This window comes from Clostridium sp. C1 (assembly GCF_018223625.1).
GTDB lineage: Bacteria > Bacillota_I > Bacilli_A > Erysipelotrichales > Coprobacillaceae > Allocoprobacillus.
In genome coordinates this window covers 614364-634523 of the sequence record NZ_CP073631.1, presented here as the reverse complement: position 1 = coordinate 634523, position 20160 = coordinate 614364, and the positions used below count along the sequence as shown (strand labels likewise).

The window sequence follows — 20160 nt, the reverse complement described above, 5'->3', positions numbered from 1 at the left end:
CCTTTTATAATAATGTTGGCTGTTCAATACTTTCTTGAACTTTCTCAGTTTCTTCTTTGTTTGCTTGCTTAGATTTAGGTTCTTTTGGAAGTTCATTTTTGACTGTCTTTTTATTATCTATTTCTTCTTCCTTAGGGAAATAATCTTCTACAGATGCCATTCCTTCACGAATAGAAACATTAATTCTTTTTAATTCACGATATGTATTTGCAGTAAATCCTCTTCTATTCATACCAAAACGTTTTTCAATTTGCTGCAATGTAACACCATATCTTTCATTCATAATGTCAATAGCTTTATCAAGCTCTTTTTGAACATCAATCTTTGTTTCAAGAGTTTTATGACATTTTTCTCTTGCATCATCAACAATATCTCTTGGAATGACATTTTCTAGACATCTACGAACACGTCTTGCTGCCTGATTAGCAATCAATTCATAAATATCTCTATCATCTGTCAACAAGATTCTTCCTTTTGCTTTTGAACTTCTGTAATGGTAAACATCAAACTCCATTTCTGAATATAAGTTTGTTTCTAAATCCCACGCATAAGCTAGAACTGTAGATTTATGATTTGTCATATCTCTGCTGATTTCTTTCCAAGAGTAAGAAATGTTACCATAGCATTGAGCTATGACTTCTAATAAGCGGATACTTGCTCCAACAATCTTTTGCCCTCCTCGTGAATATTCGTACTCACTGATTTCTGCTAATGAAACACGCTCACAAGAAGCACTGATTCTGTTATTGACTGTATAGAAATCTCTAGGAAATTGCTTTGCCATGAAAACTTGACCCTGTACTCTTGCTAATTCCTTACTAGCCATAACCTGTGATACTTCATTTGCAGATTGTGGCATGGCAACTTCTCCACCCATTGATTGTGTTAAATTATTTTGTAAAGTCATTATTCATCTTCCTCTCTTTCTTGTTCTTCTTTTAATAATTTTTCATATGCTTCTTTGCATTTATCCTCATATTTTGTTTTTAATATATGATCAAACTTCATAAGCACTTCCTTTTTTGAAAGCTCTAGTGGTATGCATTCATTTCTTAATTCGTTTTTTACATAATTTTGAAAAGATGTATACTCAACTTTTCCATTCTCTTTTCTAAAGGCTTTGACTGTTGTCCAGTCATAAAATAACTTTTTATACATGCTTTCTATTCCGGCTTGATAAATTATTTCATCAATTTTAGATGGTTGCTCTACTTCATCACAAGAGCAGTGATTAACGTTATGTTCATCTTTTGAAAGCATCATGTTTTTAATTCTTAGATTTTCTAATTCTTTATCCATTTCTAAAATATGTGTTACTAATTCTATTGTAGATGGCATAACCAAATTTCCTCCTTTTCTAAAATTTTCACTTTGACATCATCTGGATAACATTCTTTGATAATTGCATTCATTTTTTCTTTGAAAACGTTAGTACCGATGAATTCAACAACCCAACGTGTTTTCTTGATACTTTGTACCTCTTTTGCATCTTCTTTTTCATAGACTTCGCTATGAGCATGTTCAGGAGCATAAGAAGCTTGTTGAGTATCGTTTTGAATTGTTCTTTGTTCCTGTAATTTTTTTAGCTGTTCTCTACGTTCCTTTTGAGCATCAAATTGACTTCTTGCCTGAGCAATATTTAAGCAATCAAGATAATATCCTTTGATTTCTTCCTTTTCCTCATCGTTTACTCCAAAGCTATTGATAATATTTAAATCCTGATTGATTTGATCAATCTTCATATCAATTTGCTCTTTCCAGTCATTGCAAGTTTTATTGAGCCATTTAGCATCATATATTGCTTCTAAAGGAACTAATGTAAAATTCTTAGATTGCCAGTATTGAGCAATTTCCATTGCCTTTTCTTCTTTTCTTGCTTCTTCAAAAGCGTTCAATTGGTTATTTATTTTTGTATATCCATCTTTTGCAATTGCATATAAATCTTTCATTTGTTCTTCAAATTGCACAAGAGGAATACAATATTCTTTCTTGATCTCTTTTCTACGATTATCCAAAGCAGCAGCAAATTTATTAATCTTAGCCTTATCTTCCTTTGCCTCCTTGATTAAATCTTCAGTAACTTCATAATCATACTTTTCCATTTCTTTAATCAAAAGAGTTCTTAATTCGTCATAGTTAAGAGAAATCTCTCCTGCTTTGCTTGTTGTTGTAATATTAAACTGTGCCATTTTCTAATCTCCTTACTTCATCCATTGTAATATCTATATAACTGACTAAATCCTTATATTCAAAAATATCTAGGATAATTTCTTTAGCGTTTAATAACAGATATTTACAATCATCTAATTTCTCCTTCTTTTCGTTTTCTTCCATAAAAACACTCCTATAAAAATAGAACTAAACTTGGTTCTACATCTTTAACATAAAATTCATTCCAATTATATTTCTCCTGCTGATCTAACCATTTCAAATCATCTAACACTTCATTTCTTCTGATGAAATATTTTCGTATTTCCACCTTATCTTCATCCCAAGCAAATCTAAGCTCAGCAATGAGATAGACATAATTGAAATTTGTAGTTAAAAATCCATGCAAGACTTGAATATAATAATGTTGTGGTATCTGATTGTTCCATTGCTCTAGCATGTTTGAGTTTTGTATAAGTGTTGTTTTTGCTTCAAATATTCCAGGACCATATTCATTATGAAACAATAAACCATCTGGACTATATAAACGCCATTCAGTATTTTTTGACTGTAGAATAACATTTTCTTGATACTGAACCTGAAAGTCATTAAAAGATACTTCAAACCATTTTCTTAATACTGGTTCCAATGCATTCCCATGATTAATAGCTGCATTTGACATTTCTTTTGAATGTACAATTCCCTTTTTCTCTTTCCAAAGTTCATTATTTGTCTTATATGGATTGAGCCCCACAAGAATACTTGCGTCACTGCCGCCAATTCCCTTAATACGTTTGCTAAGCCATTCATCTCTAGAATTAAAATGGTGACATATATAATTTTCAGTATCTTGATATAGATTCATCCTCGATACCCTCTCTTATAAAAATCTCCTTTTACATACTCATCATAATTTTCTTCTTTCATCTTCATGACTGTTTCCATTAATCCATTCTCACCCCAATAGCAATGTGAACACCCTACAAATCCACTTATCATGATAGTTTCTCCATATTGAACATGTTCATGACAATATGGACATTCAACTATAATTTTCATTTCATCTTCGTTATCTTCGATAATATTCAATCCAGGCTGAGTCAAAGATGCGATAATTTTCTTTAATGCCATTTATATCACCTCTACAATCACAATTCTGATAACACAATGAAAAGTCATTAGAAAAGCAAGAAGATTATATTTCCACCCATTAACGCTTTTCATATTTCAAATATCTCTTTCTATCAACCTCTAATGCAGTTGCTATACCAACAAAAAGAATTAATATTGGTATAATCATTTCACCGCCATATGTATTTTGATAATTGCAATTAATAGCTAATCTTCTTGCCTTTTCTAAGTGATGTATATACTGAACCAAAGGCAAAGACACTAAACTCAAAATAATTGTGAGTGTCATTATTCCTCTGGTGCTTATATTATTGAAACGTGGTTGGTTATTCATATGTTTGCACTTCCTTTCAAAATGGTTTATAATTTAGTTGGTTTAATTTATGTTTGCTGACTTTTGCGAGAAGTCAGCTTTTTCTTTTTTTACTTTTTCCTTTAAAAGCTGGAACATTGCTTCTACAACGTTATCAATCTGATAATTGTCACGCATTCCCATATACTGCTCAAACTTCAATCTTGGAATGTGATATGTACTTCCATCATAGAATCCAAATACTCCTTTACGAACCATCATCTTTACAAAATTTGGACTCTTTTGCATAAGTTTTGAAGCCTCTGATATAGAGATATTTAATTCATCAAACACTAGATCATCCAAATTTAAATCAAGACCTTTACACACCTTTTCTAAATCCTTGCCTTTTGGAATAGTTCCTAGTGTATATGCTCTAATCTTATTGACAGACAGATTGCATATCTCCGAAACATCATCAATTGATAAATGATACTTCTTCATTTCTTGCTTCATGATTTCACTGAATAGCATCTAAACACCTCCTTTCACACCTAAAGCCCTACACCAGTATTGAGTTCTTGCATCATGAACATTTCTATCTTCTTCATACCATTGCATTTGTTCTAGTACTTCATTAGCACATTTTTTACAATAGACCTCATTCAATATTGGAATTAGAACAAACTTTTCATTTGCAATTGGTTTTAAGCATTCTCCACAGATTGGATCAGGATTGATTGTCGCTGCTACAAATTTCCAATAATCTACATTTTCAATATAAGAAATACCACTATCCATGAACTTTAACTTCTGTGCCATTATATGTACCTCCCTTCTCTTATTTATCAGCTTTACTTTTCCAATAACAAATACAGCAAAATTGAATGACATTACATGCTGTTAAAAATAAAATTACAATTGTTTGCATAATATCTACTCCTTTTTACATTCCCCGTATTTTTCTATATAATGGATTTATGAGCATCCCCCAATGTTCAAATCCAATAGAAAGTGAGGTGAAATAATGAAGCTTGATCCTCGATGCATCAGAGATTTACTTATCACAATTGAAGAAAAGTCCACTTTAGATGATAACTATGTGTCAAAACGAATTTCGATTTATAATCTAATGGACAGTGACAGATTAAAAGATTATTCTAAGAAAGAGATTATCTATACTCTGAAAAAACTTAACGAAGCATATTTAGTAAAAGCTGAATTTAAATATGCAAGCAATATGTTATATGATTGTTGGGTCACTGAACTTACATTTCAAGGACATCAATTTTTATCTTCAATTTCAAATTCAAAAGTATTTGAAATTGTAATGACCAAAATTGACGAAATAGGTTCTGGAGTAACTATTGATATAATAAAAGCATTAGCAAACAAAATACTTAAAGAAAAATTAGGTCTATAATTTGTTATAAGCGTCAGTTACTTGTTGAAAGTGTTCTGATGCTTTTTCTTTAAAAAGATTAGCTAAAAATAAGAATGTATCCTTTTCTAAACCTCCAGCTTCATTCTTGCATTCTAAATACAGTAAATTAATTAATTCATTAATATCTTTTCTAATTTCTTTATCAAAATACATCTCTGCTTCAATCATAAATAACAAAGCTTCCCTCCATCCTTAACATTTCTAAATACAGTTATGTTTCTTGAGTAAGTACGATTTAATCGTAGTTCATAATTAAAAATTTTTGTCCTTATTTGGAGGACATAGACATTCTTTTGGAATACCATACAATTTTGCCATTTTACAATGATTATCCCATCTCGGTATCGTTTTGCCATTTTCATATGCAATTAATGTTTTTTCGCTAATTCCAAGAATTTTACAAGCTTCTTTTTGGGATAATCCACAGTTATGTCTAGCACTTGCATATGAAATTCTTAAGTCAACTCCCAATATATTTTCACCTCCCAATTACACTTTACTACATTTTTATCGTAGTGTCAACGATTAAATTGTAATTATTTTCACATTTACTTGCTATTTTTACAGTTTAAATGTATAATTTTACATGAAAGGAGGAGATTTATTATGCCTAATGATGCTAGAAAAATATTTAATGATAACTTAAAAAGAATAATGTCAAGAAAAAATATTTCTCAGACTGATATAGCAAATAAAACCGGCTATCCTTTATCTACAATTTCTAGTTGGTATAATGGTCAAAGTTACCCTCGTGTTGATAAGATGCAGAAACTAGCTGATGTGTTAGAAGTCAGCATGAAGGAATTAACAGATGAATTAAATGATACAAACTATATTCCAGCTCATTTTGAAAATGCACAAGAAGCAATGGAATTCATTATAAGACAACCAATGGTAGCTAACTTTGGTGGTTATGACTTAGATTTGATGAGTGATGAAGAAATTATGGATATGGCTGAAGATTTAGCAGACATGTTAAAAATCATGGCAAAGAAACATAAAAGGGATTGATTGTGGTTACCAAAGAACACTGCTTTGATTTATACAAAAAATATGGAGATATGAATGTTGTATTAGACAGTTTGGGAATTGATGTGATTGAAAAGGATTTTAAGCAGAAAACACTTGAATCACAAATTGTAATTGATCATAGTGGAAATGCAACAATATTCATTCGCCCAGACTTAGATTATTTATACATACAGTTTCTTTTAGCTCATGAATTAGGACATTATGTTCTTCATTACGACACAGATATAAGTTTTAATTATTACTGTCGCATTTATAAAACCAAGACAGAAAAAGAAGCAAATGATTTTGCATGCGAGTTATTATTGAGTGATGTTGACTCAATGAATGAATGTCTTGATTTTATTAACAAAGAAAAAGGCATACCGGATAAAATTTGGTACACCTATGCAGATATTATGAAATTGGAGGGAAAACAATGAAAAAGATATTAATGTGTTTATTGTGTTTGGGTATGATTGTAGGATGTTCAAAAAAGGATTTACAATCTTATAAAGAAATAAAATTAAAAGAAATGGATAACTTTTCAAGTGCTGATACTTCATTCTTTGATAAGTGTGAAATTGAACAATTGACAGGTAGTTTAATTTCAGCTTCTAATAATGAAGAACAAATACGTATTTACTATTCTGAAAATGATGAAAACGACGAAAGAATAATTGAATATCAAATCAACTTTGATAAATATGGAAATGAAGACAATGATACTGCTACATATTTAAAAAGAGTACTCGTTATTGATTTAAATGAATTTGAATACAGTGGAAAATATTTTGTAGCTGGCAGAAATGGTCTTGAATTAGATTTAGAAACTAATGAAAAATATGAAAGAAGCGATACTATAGGTGATTTATCAGAAGAAGATAAAATTTCTTTATTAGAGGTGAAAGAATATTATAATGAATTTGTAGAAAAGTATAATATGGATGTAGTATATGCGGGAAATTATATTAAAGATCAATTTGAATAAAAAATAAATAAAAGAGAGATACTCGCAATATCTCTCCAGGTGCAAAAATTAAAAATATACCAACCACGATAAATTTTAATTTTGCACCTCTATTATAACAAATTAATGGAGGTATAACAATATGGAAATTAGTAAAGAAGATTTTGAACTGTTTCTACAGTTTAAACAGTTTTTAAGCACTCAAGAAACGAGCATACGTGCTTCTACAAAGCAAAAAAGAACAAGACGAGAAAAAGGTAGTGGAAGCATAACAAAGCTCTCAGGCAAGCGTATGCGCCCTTATATGGCGACAATTACAACAGGATATAATGATAATGACGAAGGTCAACAGATGCAACAACCTCTTGCCTATTTCAAAGAATATGAACATGCTGTTAAGGCATTAGACTTATATGCTTTAGAAAAAGATGGAAGATGTGCTTCTGGTACTGTTGCTGAATTTGTTTATAATGTCGAGGGTAAAATATCAAAGAACACTACTTTGATTAAAAAGACAGAGCATAGCAAGATATATGATGGAAATACAGAGAAATTGAAAGACTGCCCTACTTTTGCCCAGATATGGGATAAACTCTTAAAAAGTGATTTAGACCATCTTTCCTATCGTGCAATAGCTAACTATACAGTTTCATTCAATCACTTCAAAAAATTACACAATAGAAGAATTGATGATATTACTCTTGTTGATCTGCAGCCTTACTTTGATGACCTAATGAAAAAAGGAACTGGTCAAAGTAAAATGAATAATATGAAAATTGTTCTTAATTATATCTTTAGATATGCAATCAAATATGATTATATTGAAAAGAACTATGTCCAATACATTAAATTCAAAGAAACATTGGAAAAAGAAGATAAGCATACAAAAGTTCCTTTTACTAAAGAACAAATCAAAGAACTCTTTAGACATGATGATGACATCATCGTTCAAACAATATTGATTATGATCTATACTGGCATGAGACCGAGTGAACTTCTTAAACTCAAAAAAGAAAATATTCATATTGATGAAAGATATATGATTGGTGGAATCAAGACAAAAAATGGAATTGATAGAATCATACCAATACATGAATGCATAGTTGAATATATAAAAAATATTATGAATACTAAAATTCTTGGCATGGAATATTTTACTTATTTAAACAATTTCAATACTATAAAGAAAAAAATGAATTTTAAATGTACCCCACATTCTGGCAGACATACATTTGCAACATTAGCAAATGAATTTGAATTGAATGAATATCTGGTAAAAAAGATTTTAGGACATAGTGCAAAAGATTTAACAAAAGATGTATATACGCATGTAAGTAACCAAAGATTGATAGATGAAACAAATAAAATCCCCACTCTTAAATGAATGGGGATTTGTTAGTTTATTGTTAGTTTATAAACAAAAAATATCATTTTTTGATGTATATAAAAGTGGCTTAAACCCTTATTTTATAAGGATTTTCGTTCTTCTTAAATTTAGATTTTATCCGCCTCTATTATAACAAATTTGTATAAAGATAGCTATAATAAATCTTGACTCATCTAGAACTTGTCATAAAAAAAGGTATTATTACGTTTCCATAATCATACCTTTTCTCATCTCTTTTACTGACGACATTCAAATGTATCACAAGCAGTTTGAGAAGTTTTCTTGGCTTCTACACAGTGACAATTTCCAACATGAATACAATTCGCTTCACAACATCCGTCACAATAATATTTACAGTTATCTACGCTACATTTTACATCTTTAGCCATAGTTTCACCTCCATATATTATTATGCCTGTCTTTGAGATGAATATACAATCAAACAGCTAAAACTATATTCAAGTTGACCATGACATGATGTCAAAGCTACTTGATATTGCATATCTTGAATATCAGGATTTTCTTTTTGAATAAATTCATTTAAGGCATCTTCTAAATCTAATTCGTGTCCTTTTTCAATAATTTTTATTTTCATATATTTATCATAACACCATGTCTATCAAAAATATGTCATTTATTGACGAATCTCAATAGCAAACATACAAGTAAATTCTTGTTGTGGTTCTAAAGCAATCATACCTTCTTTGTCTTTAAATTCACCATGAAAATCAATATAATCTCCATGTCCATTCCAAGGTTCTAAAGCTAATAAACCACCGACATGTTTACTTGCCCAGATTCCTAAATGAGGATAATTTTCCATATGGAAATAAATGGCTTTTTGATGATGAATTGATTTTAACGCAACATAACTTGATTGAAAATCTTTCAATACAATCGCATCATTATCTAATAAAGCTTGTCTTACAAAGAAACGTCTTTCATGATCAAAAAATGGTTTTGTGATACGTGACATGGCACGATGCGCCACATCTATAACTTTTTGATCAAGAGTTTCTTCTTTTTCAAATTCAACATAATAATCATTGCTGGATTCATGTTCCATGAATGGACAAGCAAAAGCAGGATGTCCTCCAATCTGGAAATAAATTGTTTTATCATCAGTATTTTTGACAATACAGCGACATTCCAATGTGTTCTCTTTTAAAGTATAAATCACTTTTAAATCAAACAAATAAGGATATTGTTTTAAAATATCTTCATTAGGTGTGAGTTCAAATTCCACACATGTATCTGAAAGCTGATGGGTCATATACTCATTATGTCTAGAAAAACCATGTTGTGTCATATGATATGTTTTTCCATCAATCAGACATTCATCATTATGCAATGCTCCAATGATTGGAAAAAGAATAGGGGCACTACTTGCCCATAAAGCAGGATCTCTACGCCACATATAATTAATATGATCATGTTGACCTATAATTTTAATAATTTCTGCTCCTTTAGCATTTAATTCAACTTCTAATTCACTGTTTTTTAAAGTTACCATATCTTTCTCCTCTATTTCATTTGTCCTTTTATCATTGTCTGTAAAATTTGAATATCATCATCAAAGAAGATAATATCTGCATAATTTCCTGCTTTGATTTCTCCAAGTAATGGTTCATTTAAGCTTTGAGCTGGATTATAACTTGCAAGATTAACAGCTTCATTTAAAGTCAATCCTAGATGTTCATAAGCATTTTTAACAGCTGTATTCATAGAAACAATACTTCCAGCTAAAGTTCCATCAATCAATCTTGCTTCTCCATCTTTAACATAGACATCTTGATTTCCTAAAAGATATTTTCCATTTTCCAGTCCAGCAGCTTCTAATGAATCAGTAATTAAAATAAGTTTATCTTTTCCTTTTGTGCGTAATAATGCTTTTGCTGCAGCATAATTAACATGGACACCATCTAAAATCAATTCAGCATAAACACTATCATTAATCATCACAGCTCCAACAACACCAGGAGCACGATGCGTTAAAGGTGTCATAGCATTATAAGTATGTGTTCCAGAAGTGGCTCCTGCATCAATGGCTGCCTGTGCCTGTTCATATGTTGCATTTGTATGCCCTAAAGAAACAACTGTATTTTTATCTTTGAGATAGTCAATCAATTCTAAAGAATGTTCTAATTCTGGAGCAATAGAAATTTTTCTAACTACGTCTTGATGATCCTTCACAAAAGACTGATAGTTTTCAACAGTTGGTAAAATCATACATTCTTCTGGTTGCGCACCTTTGTATTTTTTATTAAAGAAAGGTCCTTCCAGATGTGTACCTAAAATCTGTGCTCCTTCTACTTGATCTTTATATGTTGCGATATTGTCAATAGCCTTTGTAATATCATCAACTGGCATTGTCATTGTTGTTGGTAAAAAAGATGTCACTCCTGTTTTTAAAGTTGCTTTTGAAATCGTATTTAAATCTTCAAAAGTTGCATACATTGTATCACTACCACCACGCCCATGTGTATGTACATCAATAAAACCAGGGCTGACATAAGCTCCTTTAGCATCAATAATTTCTTCTTCTGTTGGTTGACGGTCACTTATTTCCATAATTTTATCACCATCAATAAATACATTTTTTTCTACAATCTCATCATGTAGAATCACTTTCCCGTTTACAATACATTTTTTCATTTTATACGTCCTCCTTTCTTTATTATATGCTTATTATGAATATTCTTCAAATAAAAAAGATTTCTAATTGTTAGAAATCTTTTTTTGATCATGTAATTCTTCAATAATACTTTCAATTTTATTTCCATATTCTAAAGATGTATCCATAATAAACTGAAGTTCAGGACATTTACGAATTGTTAAACGTTTAGCAAGTAAACTACGGATAAATCCTTTAGAATGCTGTAGAGCTTCCATTCTTTTTTGAGGATTTTTATTCAAAAAAGATACATAAACTTTCGCAATAGATAAATCATTTGTGACTTCCACACCGGTAATTGTACAAAAACCAATAGATGGATCCTTAACTTCCATTTGAATAATATCAGATAGTTCTCTTTGAATAATATTATTAAGTTTTTCTTTCTTTAACACCATAAAAGATTAACGCCTACTTTCTTTCAACTTCTTCCATAATGAATCCTTCAATAATATCTCCTTCTTTAATATCATTGTAGTTTTCAATTGTCATACCACATTCATAACCAGCTGATACTTCCTTTGCATCATCTTTAAATCGTTTTAAAGAAGCCAGTTTTCCTTCATAAATGACAACCCCTTGACGAATCAAACGAATTCCACAATCACGACGAATATAACCATCTGTTACATAAGAACCAGCAATATTTCCTACTTTAGATACTTTAATAACTTGTCTGATTTCTGCCTGACCTGTAACAACTTCTTCCAATTCTGGAGCCAACATACCTCGCATAGCAGCTTCAATTTCTTCAACCATCTTGTAGATAATATTATGCAGTCTGATTTCTACTCCTTCTTCTTCTGCTTTACGTCTGACATTAGCATCCGGACGTACATTAAATCCATAAATAATAGCCTTTGAAGCACTTGCTAATAAGACATCTGATTCACTGATTGCTCCCACTGTTGAACGAATAACATTGACACGAACACCATCAATATCAATTTTTTCTAATGATCCCTTAACAGCCTCAGCAGTTCCATTCACATCAGCTTTAACAATAATATTCAAATGAGCCACTTGGCCTTCTTTAATTTGATTAAATAAGTCATCTAAGCTCATAGCTGAGCTGACGCCACGATCTTGTTCCTGTTTTGCCTTTTGTCTTTCTTCTCCAACATGACGAGCCATTTTTTCTGTTTCAAATGCCATGAATTTATCACCAGCAACAGGGACATCATTTAAACCTGTAATTTCAACAGGTGTAGATGGTCCGGCTTCTTTCAATTCTTTTCCATGATCACCTAACATTTGACGCACACGTCCAAAAGCTGTTCCTACAACAATAGGATCCCCAGCTCTTAAAGTTCCATTTTGAACAAGTAATGTAGCAACAGGACCACGTCCTTTATCCAAACGTCCTTCTACAACACTACCATAAGCATAACGTTTTGGATTAGCTTTTAAATCTGCAAGTTCAGCAACAACAGTTAGTGTTTCCAATAATTCTTCGATACCAATTCCCTTTTTAGCTGAAATCTTACAGTAAACAGTATCTCCACCCCATTCTTCAGGCATAAGTCCCAATTCACTCATTTCACCTTTAATACGTTCTGGATCAGCACCCTCTTTATCAATTTTGTTAATTGCAACAACAATTGGAACACCCGCAGCTAAAGCATGGTCTACAGCTTCTTTTGTCTGTGGCATCACACCATCATCAGCAGCGACAACAATGATAACGATATCTGTTAATTGAGCTCCTCGAGCACGCATAGCTGTAAAAGCTTCATGTCCAGGTGTGTCTAAGAAAGTAATCTTCTTACCACCCACTTCAACTTGATAAGCACCGATATGTTGAGTAATACCGCCAAACTCCCCTTCAGCAACTCTTGATTTTCGAATATAATCAAGCAATGTTGTTTTTCCATGATCAACATGTCCCATAATTGTGACAACAGGTGGTCTACCAACTAAATCAGCTTCATCATCAACAATTTCAATATCTTCAAAATTAATCTCACTGACAACGACTTTCTTTTTAGCCTCATATCCATATTCCAGACAAATGAGTTCAACCTGTTCATCAGTTAATGATGAATTGATTGTCACCATAGTTCCAAGCATAAATAAAACTTTAATGACATTGGCTGGTGTTTGCCCAATCATTTCGGCTAATTCACCAACAGTAATTCCATCTTCATACTCAACAATTCCATCACCTAATTTCTTTTCTTCCTTTTTTTGAGGAATATTAGAAATTAATTTCTTTTTCTGATGATTTCCTTTCTTTTTTGCAGATGTATTCTTTTTTGCCATAATATCAACCTCCTCATTTTGATTTGATTTTATTTGCAAAACCTTTATCCAATATACCTATAGCCACACGATTATCTTTACCAATAGCTCTTGAAATTTCTTCAATCGTTCCATCAATTTGGTAATCGACATGATAATAAGTACATTTATCCATGTATCTTTTTTTTGTATTTTCACTGGCATCCTGTGCAATCAAAACAAAGTATGCTTTTTGACTGCGAATAGACTTCAATAAAATATCTCCCGTCGCTATTTTTCTGGCACGCATGGCCAGTCCTAATAAAGATACCTTATTTTTATCCAACATATTTTTTTAATTCCTCATAAATCGTATCTGGAATATCAACTTCCAGAGATTTCCTTAAAACACCTTTCTTTTGAGCAAGTTCAATAGCTTCCAGACTTCTTTTTAAATAAGCACCTCGTCCATTCATCTTACCAGTAGGATCAACAAAAACTTCTCCCTCTTTATTTCTAACGACACGAATCAACTCTTTTTTAGGGAGTTGTTCCTGCGTTGCGACACATTTTCTTAAAGGTATTTTTCGCATTCAAAATCACCCCTATTTTTCATCATAATATTTATCAAATTCATCATAATCGATATCTTCATCATATTTTGGATCATAATCATAGTCTTCATACTCATCATCATAATCCTCATCATAATCATCAAATGTTTCTTCATCATGGTTATCATCTTCTACCATATCATCTTCTTGAAGATCAGCAACCATTTGATGTTCTTCACTTTCAAAAGTTTCTTCTTCATCATGATCCGGTTCAATAACTTCATCCTGTTTTATCATTTCTGCTTCAAATGATTTTTTAAATTCAGCATCAGCTCCATAAACAATACCTTCACGTGCAGCTTCACTGACTGATTTAATATCAATCTTCCATCCTGTTAAACGGACAGCCAAACGGGCATTTTGACCTCTTTTTCCAATCGCTAATGATAATTGATTATCTGGAACAATAACCAATGCACTATGATCATCTTCATGAATATCAACATGAACGACATCAGATGGTGAAAGAGCATGAGAAATATACACAACAGGATCTTCACTCCACTCAATGATATCCACCATTTCACCATTTAATTCATTTACAACATTACGAACACGTGATCCCTTCGGTCCAACACAGGCACCAATTGGATCAATATTTTCATGACTTGTATAAACAGCGATTTTACTACGATCTCCAGCTTCACGAGATACAGATTTAATTTCTACAGTGCCATCATAGATTTCAGGAACTTCCATTTCGAACAATCTTTTCACTAATCCTGGTTCCGTTCTTGAAACACCAATATGTGTCCCTTTGGTATTACGTTCAACATCACTGACATAAACTTTAATACGTTGTCCTTCATAAATCTTTTCACCTGGAATTTGTTGTTTTAAAGGCAACAGAGCACCTGTTCTACCAATATTGATAATCGCAAAACGTTCTTCCACACGATCAACAGTTCCATTAATAATATCATCTTTTTTATCAATATATTCATTATATAATGTTTCTTTTTCAGCTTCTCTAATTTTTTGTTTTAAAAGCTGTTTTGTCTGAATGGCTGCTAAACGCCCAAAGACTTCAGGATCAACTTCAGTGACAACATCATCACCTACTTGATATTTTGGATTAATCATTTGTGCTTCTTCTAAAGACAATTCATAATCTTCATCATTCACATCATCAACAACATGTTTAATTTCATATAAACGAATTTTTCCAGTGATTTCATTAATTTCCACACGAATAATAGATTCAGGACCCCCATAATTCTTTTTATATGATTTTTCTAGTGCTTCTTTTAAAGCATCAAGAACAATTTCTTTCTTGATTCCTTTTTCACTTTCTAATAAATCAAGTGCCTGAATAAATTTTTTACTAGCCATTTTTTATGATCCTCCTTAAAATTGAACAGCTAACCTTATAAATGCAATATCATTGTAATCAATGATACATTTTTTCTTTATATTTTTTACCATATACTGCAATTCAATACGTGTATCTTCCACACTTAGAATTGTTCCATAAACATCATTCATTCCTAATGTTGGATTCTTAAATTGAATATACACATATTCACCGACAGAATCTTGCACCTTTTGTAATGTTTTTAAAGGTTTTTCAGCACCGGGAGAAGATACTTCCAAATAATATTCATCAGCAATCAAATCTTCTTGATCTAACATCTCACTAATGGCTTCACTGACAGCCACACATGTATCCATATCTAGATGCCCATTATTCTTTTCAATAAAAATGCGTAAGTACCATTCATTTTTCTCTTTGACATATTCAATGTCATCAAGATAAACATCATGTTCATCAAGTATGGGTTGAATAAGTTGTTTTATTTTTTCTAACATATAATCCTCCGTCTACAAATATAAACGAGAGGGTTCCCCCTCTCGTAAATCACTGATTACTTTTATAATATAACATAATCAATCACAAAAAACAATGCTTTCATCATTATTTTTTACCATAAATCAAATAATGATAACTGATTTTCTTCTGACATATTTTCAAAAGCTCCCAGCTTTGTTAAAAAGTCAATTTGATTATTTGTTAATTTTGTACGTTTCATCACATCTTCTTTTGATAAAAACTTATTGTGTTGACGTGCTTCAACGACACTATCACCGACCGATGTTCCTAGTCCATCAATAGAAACAAATGGCGGTAACAAAGCAGTATCATCATCTGGATCCATAATAAAATTTTGTGAATCTGATTTTTCTAAAGAAATATTACTAAAATGATAACCACGTTCAAACATCTCTAAAGCAATTTCAAAAACAGAAATCAAAGCTTCTTCTTTATTAGAAATCTTGACACCATTTTGCTTGTCATTCAAAATACTTTGATATTTATGATACACAGCATCACGACCTTGAATCATGGTTTCAATATCATAAGCATCACAACGCGTTGTAAAATAAACCGCATAATATTCTCGAGGATAATACAGCTTCCACCAAGCTACACGAACAGCACTTAAAACATAAGCTGCAGCATGAGCTTTAGGGAACATGTATTTGATTTTCTTACATGATTCAATATACCACGTTGGGACATCATGTTGTCGCATTAATTCTTCATATTTCTTTTCTGGAAAGACAACTGGTGATTTTCCTTTACGAACACATTCCATAATATCAAAGGCATCTTTATTTGGTAATCCTTTTTCAATTAAATAGACCATGATATCATCACGACATCCAATAACTTCTTTTAAAGTACATGTTCCAGAACTAATTAAAGTTTCTGCATTTCCCAAATAAACATCCGTTCCATGTGAAAGACCTGACAAAATGACAAGATCGCTAAAAGACGTTGGATGTGTCTGTTCAAGCATTCCACGTACAAACTTCGTTCCGAATTCTGGTAATCCTAAAGCACCTGTCTTACAATTCAAAAAATTCAAATCAATTCCCAAAGCATCCGTAGAATTAAATAAACTCATAACCTTAGGATCATTGGTTGGAATATCCTTAGGATTAACACCCGTTAAATCCTGCAACATTCTTATAACTGTTGGATCAACATGACCTAAAATATCAAATTTCAAAACATTATCATGAATGGCATGGAAGTCAAAATGTGTCGTTTTCCACTCAGCACTCAAATCATCAGCGGGATATTGATAAGGTGTAAAATCAAAGACATCCATATTTTCTGGAATAACAATAATCCCTCCGGGATGCTGACCAGTTGTACGTTTCACCCCCGTACATCCTTTGGCTATTCTTTCTAACTCTGCTTGACGCATCGTATTTTCTTTTCCCATTAATTCAGCATATCCTTTAGCATAACCATATGCCGTTTTTTCAGCTACTGTTGAAATCGTTCCAGCACGATAAACATGACTTTCTCCAAAAATTTCTTTTGTATAAGCATGAGCGGTTGGTTGATAATCTCCAGAGAAGTTTAAATCAATATCTGGGACTTTATCAGCATTAAAACCTAAGAATGTTTCAAATGGAATATTATGTCCATCCCCTTTTAAAGGATGTCCGCATTTTGGACATGTTTTATTTGGTAAATCATATCCATTAGCAATATAGCCTTCTGGTAAAAATTCACTATATTGACAATGTGGACAATAATAGTGTGGAGGTAAAGGATTCACTTCAGATATATTAGCCATTGTCGCAACAAAGGATGATCCTACTGATCCTCGACTTCCTACCAGATATCCTGCTTCATTTGATTTTTTAACCAGTTTATGAGCAATATAATAAATCACACCAAAACCATGTTTAATAATATTATCCAATTCTTTTGTTAAACGTTTTTCAACTATATCTGGTAAAACTTCCCCATATTGTTTATGAGCATTATCAAAACAGAGTTGACGTAAATTTTCATCTGCATTATCAATATGAGGTGTAAACAATTTATCATGAACAACATGGAACGTTCCATCAATCATATCCGCAATCTTATTTGTATTTTCAACAACATATTCATATTTTTCATCTTCACTTAAATAAGACAGACTATCCATCATTTCTTCAGTTGTTCGTAAATATTCATCCGGTGTCCAGGCAGTGGGATTAGAACGATCTGTCAAAGGATGCAAAGCTCCTCCCAGTCCAATTTTAGGGTTACAAGTAAAGACATCTCTAAAAATTTTATCTTTTTGATCAAGGTAATGAACATCACCAGTCGCTACAATCATTTTTCCCATGTCTTTAGCTGTATCTACAATACGACGTAAAATACGAATTAAATCTTCCTTTGTATCAATACGACCACGTTCCACAAAATATTGACAAATATCTAATGGCATAATTTCAATATAATCATAAAATGCCATTGCCTGTTTTAATTCATCAAGACTTCTTGTCATAGCCAGATCAAAGATTTCTGAGTTATAGCAGCCACTTCCAAACAGCAATCCTTCACGATAAAATTCAAGTCGTTCACGAGGAATACGGGATGTTTTTTCAAAATAAGTTGTGTTGGCTTCTGAAACAAGTTTAAACATATTCTTTAATCCTGTTTTATTTTTCGCAAGGACACACATATGTTTAGGACGGACAATCTTATAGGCATTAGGACATTCCATTGCATTCATGTCCAGCACATCATAATATCCCTGTTGCATTAAATCATGTAGCATCATATTGAAAACACCTGCCAGAACTTCAGCATCATAATCAGCACGGTGAGCATCATCACCATCATATGGAATACGATAATGCCTTGCAACATTTCCTAAACGATACCCTTTTAAATCAGGAAGTAACTTCCAAGCCAGAGTTAATGAATCAATGGCTGGATTTTTTAATTTTGGATAACCATAACGTACAAGAATTTCATTTAAAAAACCTACATCGAATGTCGCATTATGAGCTACAATGACATCATCTTGAAAGAAATCAAGAATTTGTGGAATGAATTCTTCAATGGTTGGGGCATCTTTGACATCATCATTCGTAATATGAGTTAACTGTGTAATCTTTTGTGAAATATGCTTTTTTGGTTTAATTAAGCTTTGAATACGACCAATTTCCTGTCCATTTTTTATCTTGACAGCACCAAACTCGGTAATATCATCATCCATAACAGATAAACCAGTTGTTTCCAAGTCAAAAGAAACAAATGTCAAATCCTTAAGAGAAGCTTTTCTTTCATTATAAACAACAGTAAAAGCTGGATCAATCATATACATTTCTACACCATAAATCATTTTGATTTTATGTTTAAGACTGGCACTTTGCGCTTCAGGGAAAGACTGAACATTACCATGATCTGTAACTGCAATAGCCTGATGTCCCCAATAAGCAGCTCTTTCAATATATTCAGAAATACTGCCAATTCCATCCATCGCTGACATTTTAGAATGGACATGTAACTCAACACGTTTTTTCTCTGCCTGATCTTGACGAACTTTAGGCGAAGGTATCACTTCTACTTCTCGAGCGATAATCACAGTATCTTTCATATAGGCATCGTATTCAACATTTCCTTTGACACGAACCCATTTATCCCCTTTTTTAACCTTATTCATTTCTTCAATACTATTTCCACCCTTGTTTTCAAAACGTTTGACTACAATACTATTGGTATAATCCGTCACATACAAAGATTGAATTGTCTTCCCTGATTTAACCTTCTTAGAATCTTCTTTAAAAATATATCCTTGAATCATGACTTCTTTAACAGTATCATCAATTTCATCAATAGATATCGCAAAATAATCTTTTTTATAACCCTGATATTTAGGTTTATGTTCCTTTTTTACAGTCACTTCTTTCTGTTCAAAAGTTTTCATATCAACTTGTACTTCGTTTAAAGCATCCATTTCTTCTTGAATAGATTGATATGTCTGATTATTTTGATCAATATATGCATGAAAACCAATCTGCATTCCAAATTTATTAAAATATTTGTCAAAAATCTTATATAATTTTTCTAATTGTTGTAATTGTATCTCATTAACGACTTCAATACGAAGGGTATTATCTTCAAAAGAAAGTAATTCTTCTTTAATAAAGTCAATTTGCGGAAAACGTTGTTTTAAACCATCAAAAATAAAAAGTGCATATTCGATGACATCTTTTTGGGTATAGGAAGATGCCCAATCAAAAAGAAATTCACATGGATAAGGAAATTCATTTTTTGCTGAAAATAATAAACGAATTTCATTTAATGGCACAATATGCGCAGAACCAATATAAAATGTATAAGAATTATCTTTATGTACAACTACACGTTCAATATACGCATGTTTTAAAGCATTCACTTCATCTTGAAGATGCAGTTGCTTCAATAAAATAAGCATTTTATCCATCAAAATAACCTCCTATATCAAAAAGGG

The 20160-nt window shown here is 31.8% G+C and carries 27 protein-coding genes; 5 read left to right on the top strand and 22 right to left on the bottom strand.

Annotated elements, in window-relative coordinates:
• Nucleotides 1-4: 4 nt before the first annotated feature.
• From KEC48_RS03320 to KEC48_RS03280, 9 genes are all read right to left on the bottom strand, one after another.
• Nucleotides 5-907 (bottom strand): hypothetical protein, encoded by a 903-nt coding sequence (locus tag KEC48_RS03320; RefSeq protein ID WP_211964339.1) that lies wholly within the window; start codon nucleotides 905-907, stop codon nucleotides 5-7.
• Complete coding sequence (locus KEC48_RS03315; protein WP_211964337.1) at nucleotides 907-1338, bottom strand: hypothetical protein; 432 nt, start codon at nucleotides 1336-1338, stop codon at nucleotides 907-909. Before KEC48_RS03315 ends, KEC48_RS03320 begins: the two co-directional genes overlap by 1 nt.
• Nucleotides 1323-2189 carry a DUF1351 domain-containing protein gene (locus tag KEC48_RS03310; RefSeq protein WP_211964335.1) on the bottom strand — a complete coding sequence of 289 codons (867 nt, stop codon included), beginning with the start codon at nucleotides 2187-2189 and terminating at the stop codon, nucleotides 1323-1325. The genes KEC48_RS03315 and KEC48_RS03310 overlap by 16 nt, the downstream gene beginning before the upstream one ends.
• Nucleotides 2176-2334: a hypothetical protein gene (locus KEC48_RS03305; RefSeq protein ID WP_211964333.1), complete on the bottom strand. Its 159-nt coding sequence runs from the start codon at nucleotides 2332-2334 to the stop codon at nucleotides 2176-2178. The genes KEC48_RS03310 and KEC48_RS03305 overlap by 14 nt, the downstream gene beginning before the upstream one ends.
• A gap of 10 nt (nucleotides 2335-2344) precedes the next feature.
• Nucleotides 2345-3013 (bottom strand): YqaJ viral recombinase family protein, encoded by a 669-nt coding sequence (locus KEC48_RS03300; RefSeq protein ID WP_211964331.1) that lies wholly within the window; start codon nucleotides 3011-3013, stop codon nucleotides 2345-2347.
• Nucleotides 3010-3279 carry a hypothetical protein gene (locus tag KEC48_RS03295; RefSeq protein WP_211964329.1) on the bottom strand — a complete coding sequence of 90 codons (270 nt, stop codon included), beginning with the start codon at nucleotides 3277-3279 and terminating at the stop codon, nucleotides 3010-3012. The genes KEC48_RS03300 and KEC48_RS03295 overlap by 4 nt, the downstream gene beginning before the upstream one ends.
• A gap of 79 nt (nucleotides 3280-3358) precedes the next feature.
• On the bottom strand, nucleotides 3359-3613 hold the full coding sequence (locus KEC48_RS03290; protein WP_211964324.1) for a hypothetical protein: 255 nt from the start codon (nucleotides 3611-3613) through the stop codon (nucleotides 3359-3361).
• 42 nt (nucleotides 3614-3655) lie between these two features.
• Nucleotides 3656-4105: an XRE family transcriptional regulator gene (locus tag KEC48_RS03285; RefSeq protein WP_211964323.1), complete on the bottom strand. Its 450-nt coding sequence runs from the start codon at nucleotides 4103-4105 to the stop codon at nucleotides 3656-3658.
• The gene (locus KEC48_RS03280) at nucleotides 4106-4393 is read right to left on the bottom strand and encodes a hypothetical protein (RefSeq protein WP_211964322.1); all 288 of its coding nucleotides are present in this window, start codon (nucleotides 4391-4393) and stop codon (nucleotides 4106-4108) included. It lies immediately after the preceding gene.
• A gap of 205 nt (nucleotides 4394-4598) precedes the next feature.
• Between KEC48_RS03280 and KEC48_RS03275 the strand changes: the two genes are divergently transcribed.
• Entirely contained in the window at nucleotides 4599-4994 is a 396-nt protein-coding gene (locus tag KEC48_RS03275) for a DUF2513 domain-containing protein (protein WP_211964321.1), read from the top strand.
• On the opposite strand, the gene KEC48_RS03270 is transcribed toward KEC48_RS03275, so the two are convergent.
• Nucleotides 4989-5192: a hypothetical protein gene (locus tag KEC48_RS03270; protein ID WP_211964320.1), complete on the bottom strand. Its 204-nt coding sequence runs from the start codon at nucleotides 5190-5192 to the stop codon at nucleotides 4989-4991. The genes KEC48_RS03275 and KEC48_RS03270 overlap by 6 nt on opposite strands.
• A 75-nt stretch (nucleotides 5193-5267) precedes the next feature.
• A complete protein-coding gene (locus tag KEC48_RS03265; protein WP_211964319.1) occupies nucleotides 5268-5486 on the bottom strand; it encodes a helix-turn-helix transcriptional regulator in 219 nt (72 codons plus the stop codon).
• Between the two features lie 135 nt (nucleotides 5487-5621).
• Between KEC48_RS03265 and KEC48_RS03260 the strand changes: the two genes are divergently transcribed.
• The 4 genes from KEC48_RS03260 to KEC48_RS03245 all read left to right on the top strand — a co-directional run bounded on the left by KEC48_RS03260 (nucleotide 5622) and on the right by KEC48_RS03245 (nucleotide 8377).
• Nucleotides 5622-6026 (top strand): helix-turn-helix transcriptional regulator, encoded by a 405-nt coding sequence (locus tag KEC48_RS03260; RefSeq protein WP_211964318.1) that lies wholly within the window; start codon nucleotides 5622-5624, stop codon nucleotides 6024-6026.
• A gap of 50 nt (nucleotides 6027-6076) precedes the next feature.
• A complete protein-coding gene (locus KEC48_RS03255) occupies nucleotides 6077-6466 on the top strand; it encodes an ImmA/IrrE family metallo-endopeptidase (protein WP_211964317.1) in 390 nt (129 codons plus the stop codon).
• A complete protein-coding gene (locus tag KEC48_RS03250) occupies nucleotides 6463-7014 on the top strand; it encodes a hypothetical protein (protein WP_211964316.1) in 552 nt (183 codons plus the stop codon). Before KEC48_RS03255 ends, KEC48_RS03250 begins: the two co-directional genes overlap by 4 nt.
• Before the next feature lie 121 nt (nucleotides 7015-7135).
• Complete coding sequence (locus tag KEC48_RS03245; protein ID WP_211964315.1) at nucleotides 7136-8377, top strand: site-specific integrase; 1242 nt, start codon at nucleotides 7136-7138, stop codon at nucleotides 8375-8377.
• 239 nt (nucleotides 8378-8616) lie between these two features.
• On the opposite strand, the gene KEC48_RS03240 is transcribed toward KEC48_RS03245, so the two are convergent.
• The 11 genes from KEC48_RS03240 to KEC48_RS03190 form a co-directional block, all read right to left on the bottom strand.
• The gene (locus KEC48_RS03240; RefSeq protein ID WP_087357452.1) at nucleotides 8617-8769 is read right to left on the bottom strand and encodes a DUF1540 domain-containing protein; all 153 of its coding nucleotides are present in this window, start codon (nucleotides 8767-8769) and stop codon (nucleotides 8617-8619) included.
• A 20-nt stretch (nucleotides 8770-8789) separates the two neighbouring features.
• Nucleotides 8790-8975, bottom strand: a complete 186-nt coding sequence (locus KEC48_RS03235) for a sporulation protein Cse60 (RefSeq protein ID WP_087357453.1) — start codon at nucleotides 8973-8975, stop codon at nucleotides 8790-8792.
• 39 nt (nucleotides 8976-9014) lie between these two features.
• A complete protein-coding gene (locus KEC48_RS03230) occupies nucleotides 9015-9893 on the bottom strand; it encodes an aldose 1-epimerase family protein (RefSeq protein WP_087357454.1) in 879 nt (292 codons plus the stop codon).
• A gap of 11 nt (nucleotides 9894-9904) precedes the next feature.
• Nucleotides 9905-11035: an N-acetylglucosamine-6-phosphate deacetylase gene (gene nagA / locus KEC48_RS03225; RefSeq protein WP_087357455.1), complete on the bottom strand. Its 1131-nt coding sequence runs from the start codon at nucleotides 11033-11035 to the stop codon at nucleotides 9905-9907.
• 63 nt (nucleotides 11036-11098) lie between these two features.
• Nucleotides 11099-11452, bottom strand: coding sequence for a 30S ribosome-binding factor RbfA (gene rbfA, locus KEC48_RS03220; protein WP_087357456.1), 354 nt, complete (start codon nucleotides 11450-11452; stop codon nucleotides 11099-11101).
• Nucleotides 11453-11465: 13 nt separating this feature from the next.
• Nucleotides 11466-13316, bottom strand: a complete 1851-nt coding sequence (gene infB, locus KEC48_RS03215; protein WP_211964313.1) for a translation initiation factor IF-2 — start codon at nucleotides 13314-13316, stop codon at nucleotides 11466-11468.
• Nucleotides 13317-13329: 13 nt separating this feature from the next.
• Nucleotides 13330-13623, bottom strand: coding sequence for a ribosomal L7Ae/L30e/S12e/Gadd45 family protein (locus KEC48_RS03210; RefSeq protein ID WP_087357458.1), 294 nt, complete (start codon nucleotides 13621-13623; stop codon nucleotides 13330-13332).
• The gene (locus KEC48_RS03205) at nucleotides 13613-13867 is read right to left on the bottom strand and encodes a YlxR family protein (protein WP_087357459.1); all 255 of its coding nucleotides are present in this window, start codon (nucleotides 13865-13867) and stop codon (nucleotides 13613-13615) included. Before KEC48_RS03205 ends, KEC48_RS03210 begins: the two co-directional genes overlap by 11 nt.
• A 12-nt stretch (nucleotides 13868-13879) precedes the next feature.
• Nucleotides 13880-15220 (bottom strand): transcription termination factor NusA, encoded by a 1341-nt coding sequence (nusA, locus tag KEC48_RS03200; protein ID WP_211964312.1) that lies wholly within the window; start codon nucleotides 15218-15220, stop codon nucleotides 13880-13882.
• A 15-nt stretch (nucleotides 15221-15235) separates the two neighbouring features.
• Entirely contained in the window at nucleotides 15236-15697 is a 462-nt protein-coding gene (rimP, locus tag KEC48_RS03195) for a ribosome maturation factor RimP (protein WP_205088793.1), read from the bottom strand.
• 113 nt (nucleotides 15698-15810) lie between these two features.
• Nucleotides 15811-20133, bottom strand: coding sequence for a PolC-type DNA polymerase III (locus tag KEC48_RS03190; RefSeq protein WP_211964311.1), 4323 nt, complete (start codon nucleotides 20131-20133; stop codon nucleotides 15811-15813).
• Between the last annotated feature and the right edge of the window lie 27 nt (nucleotides 20134-20160).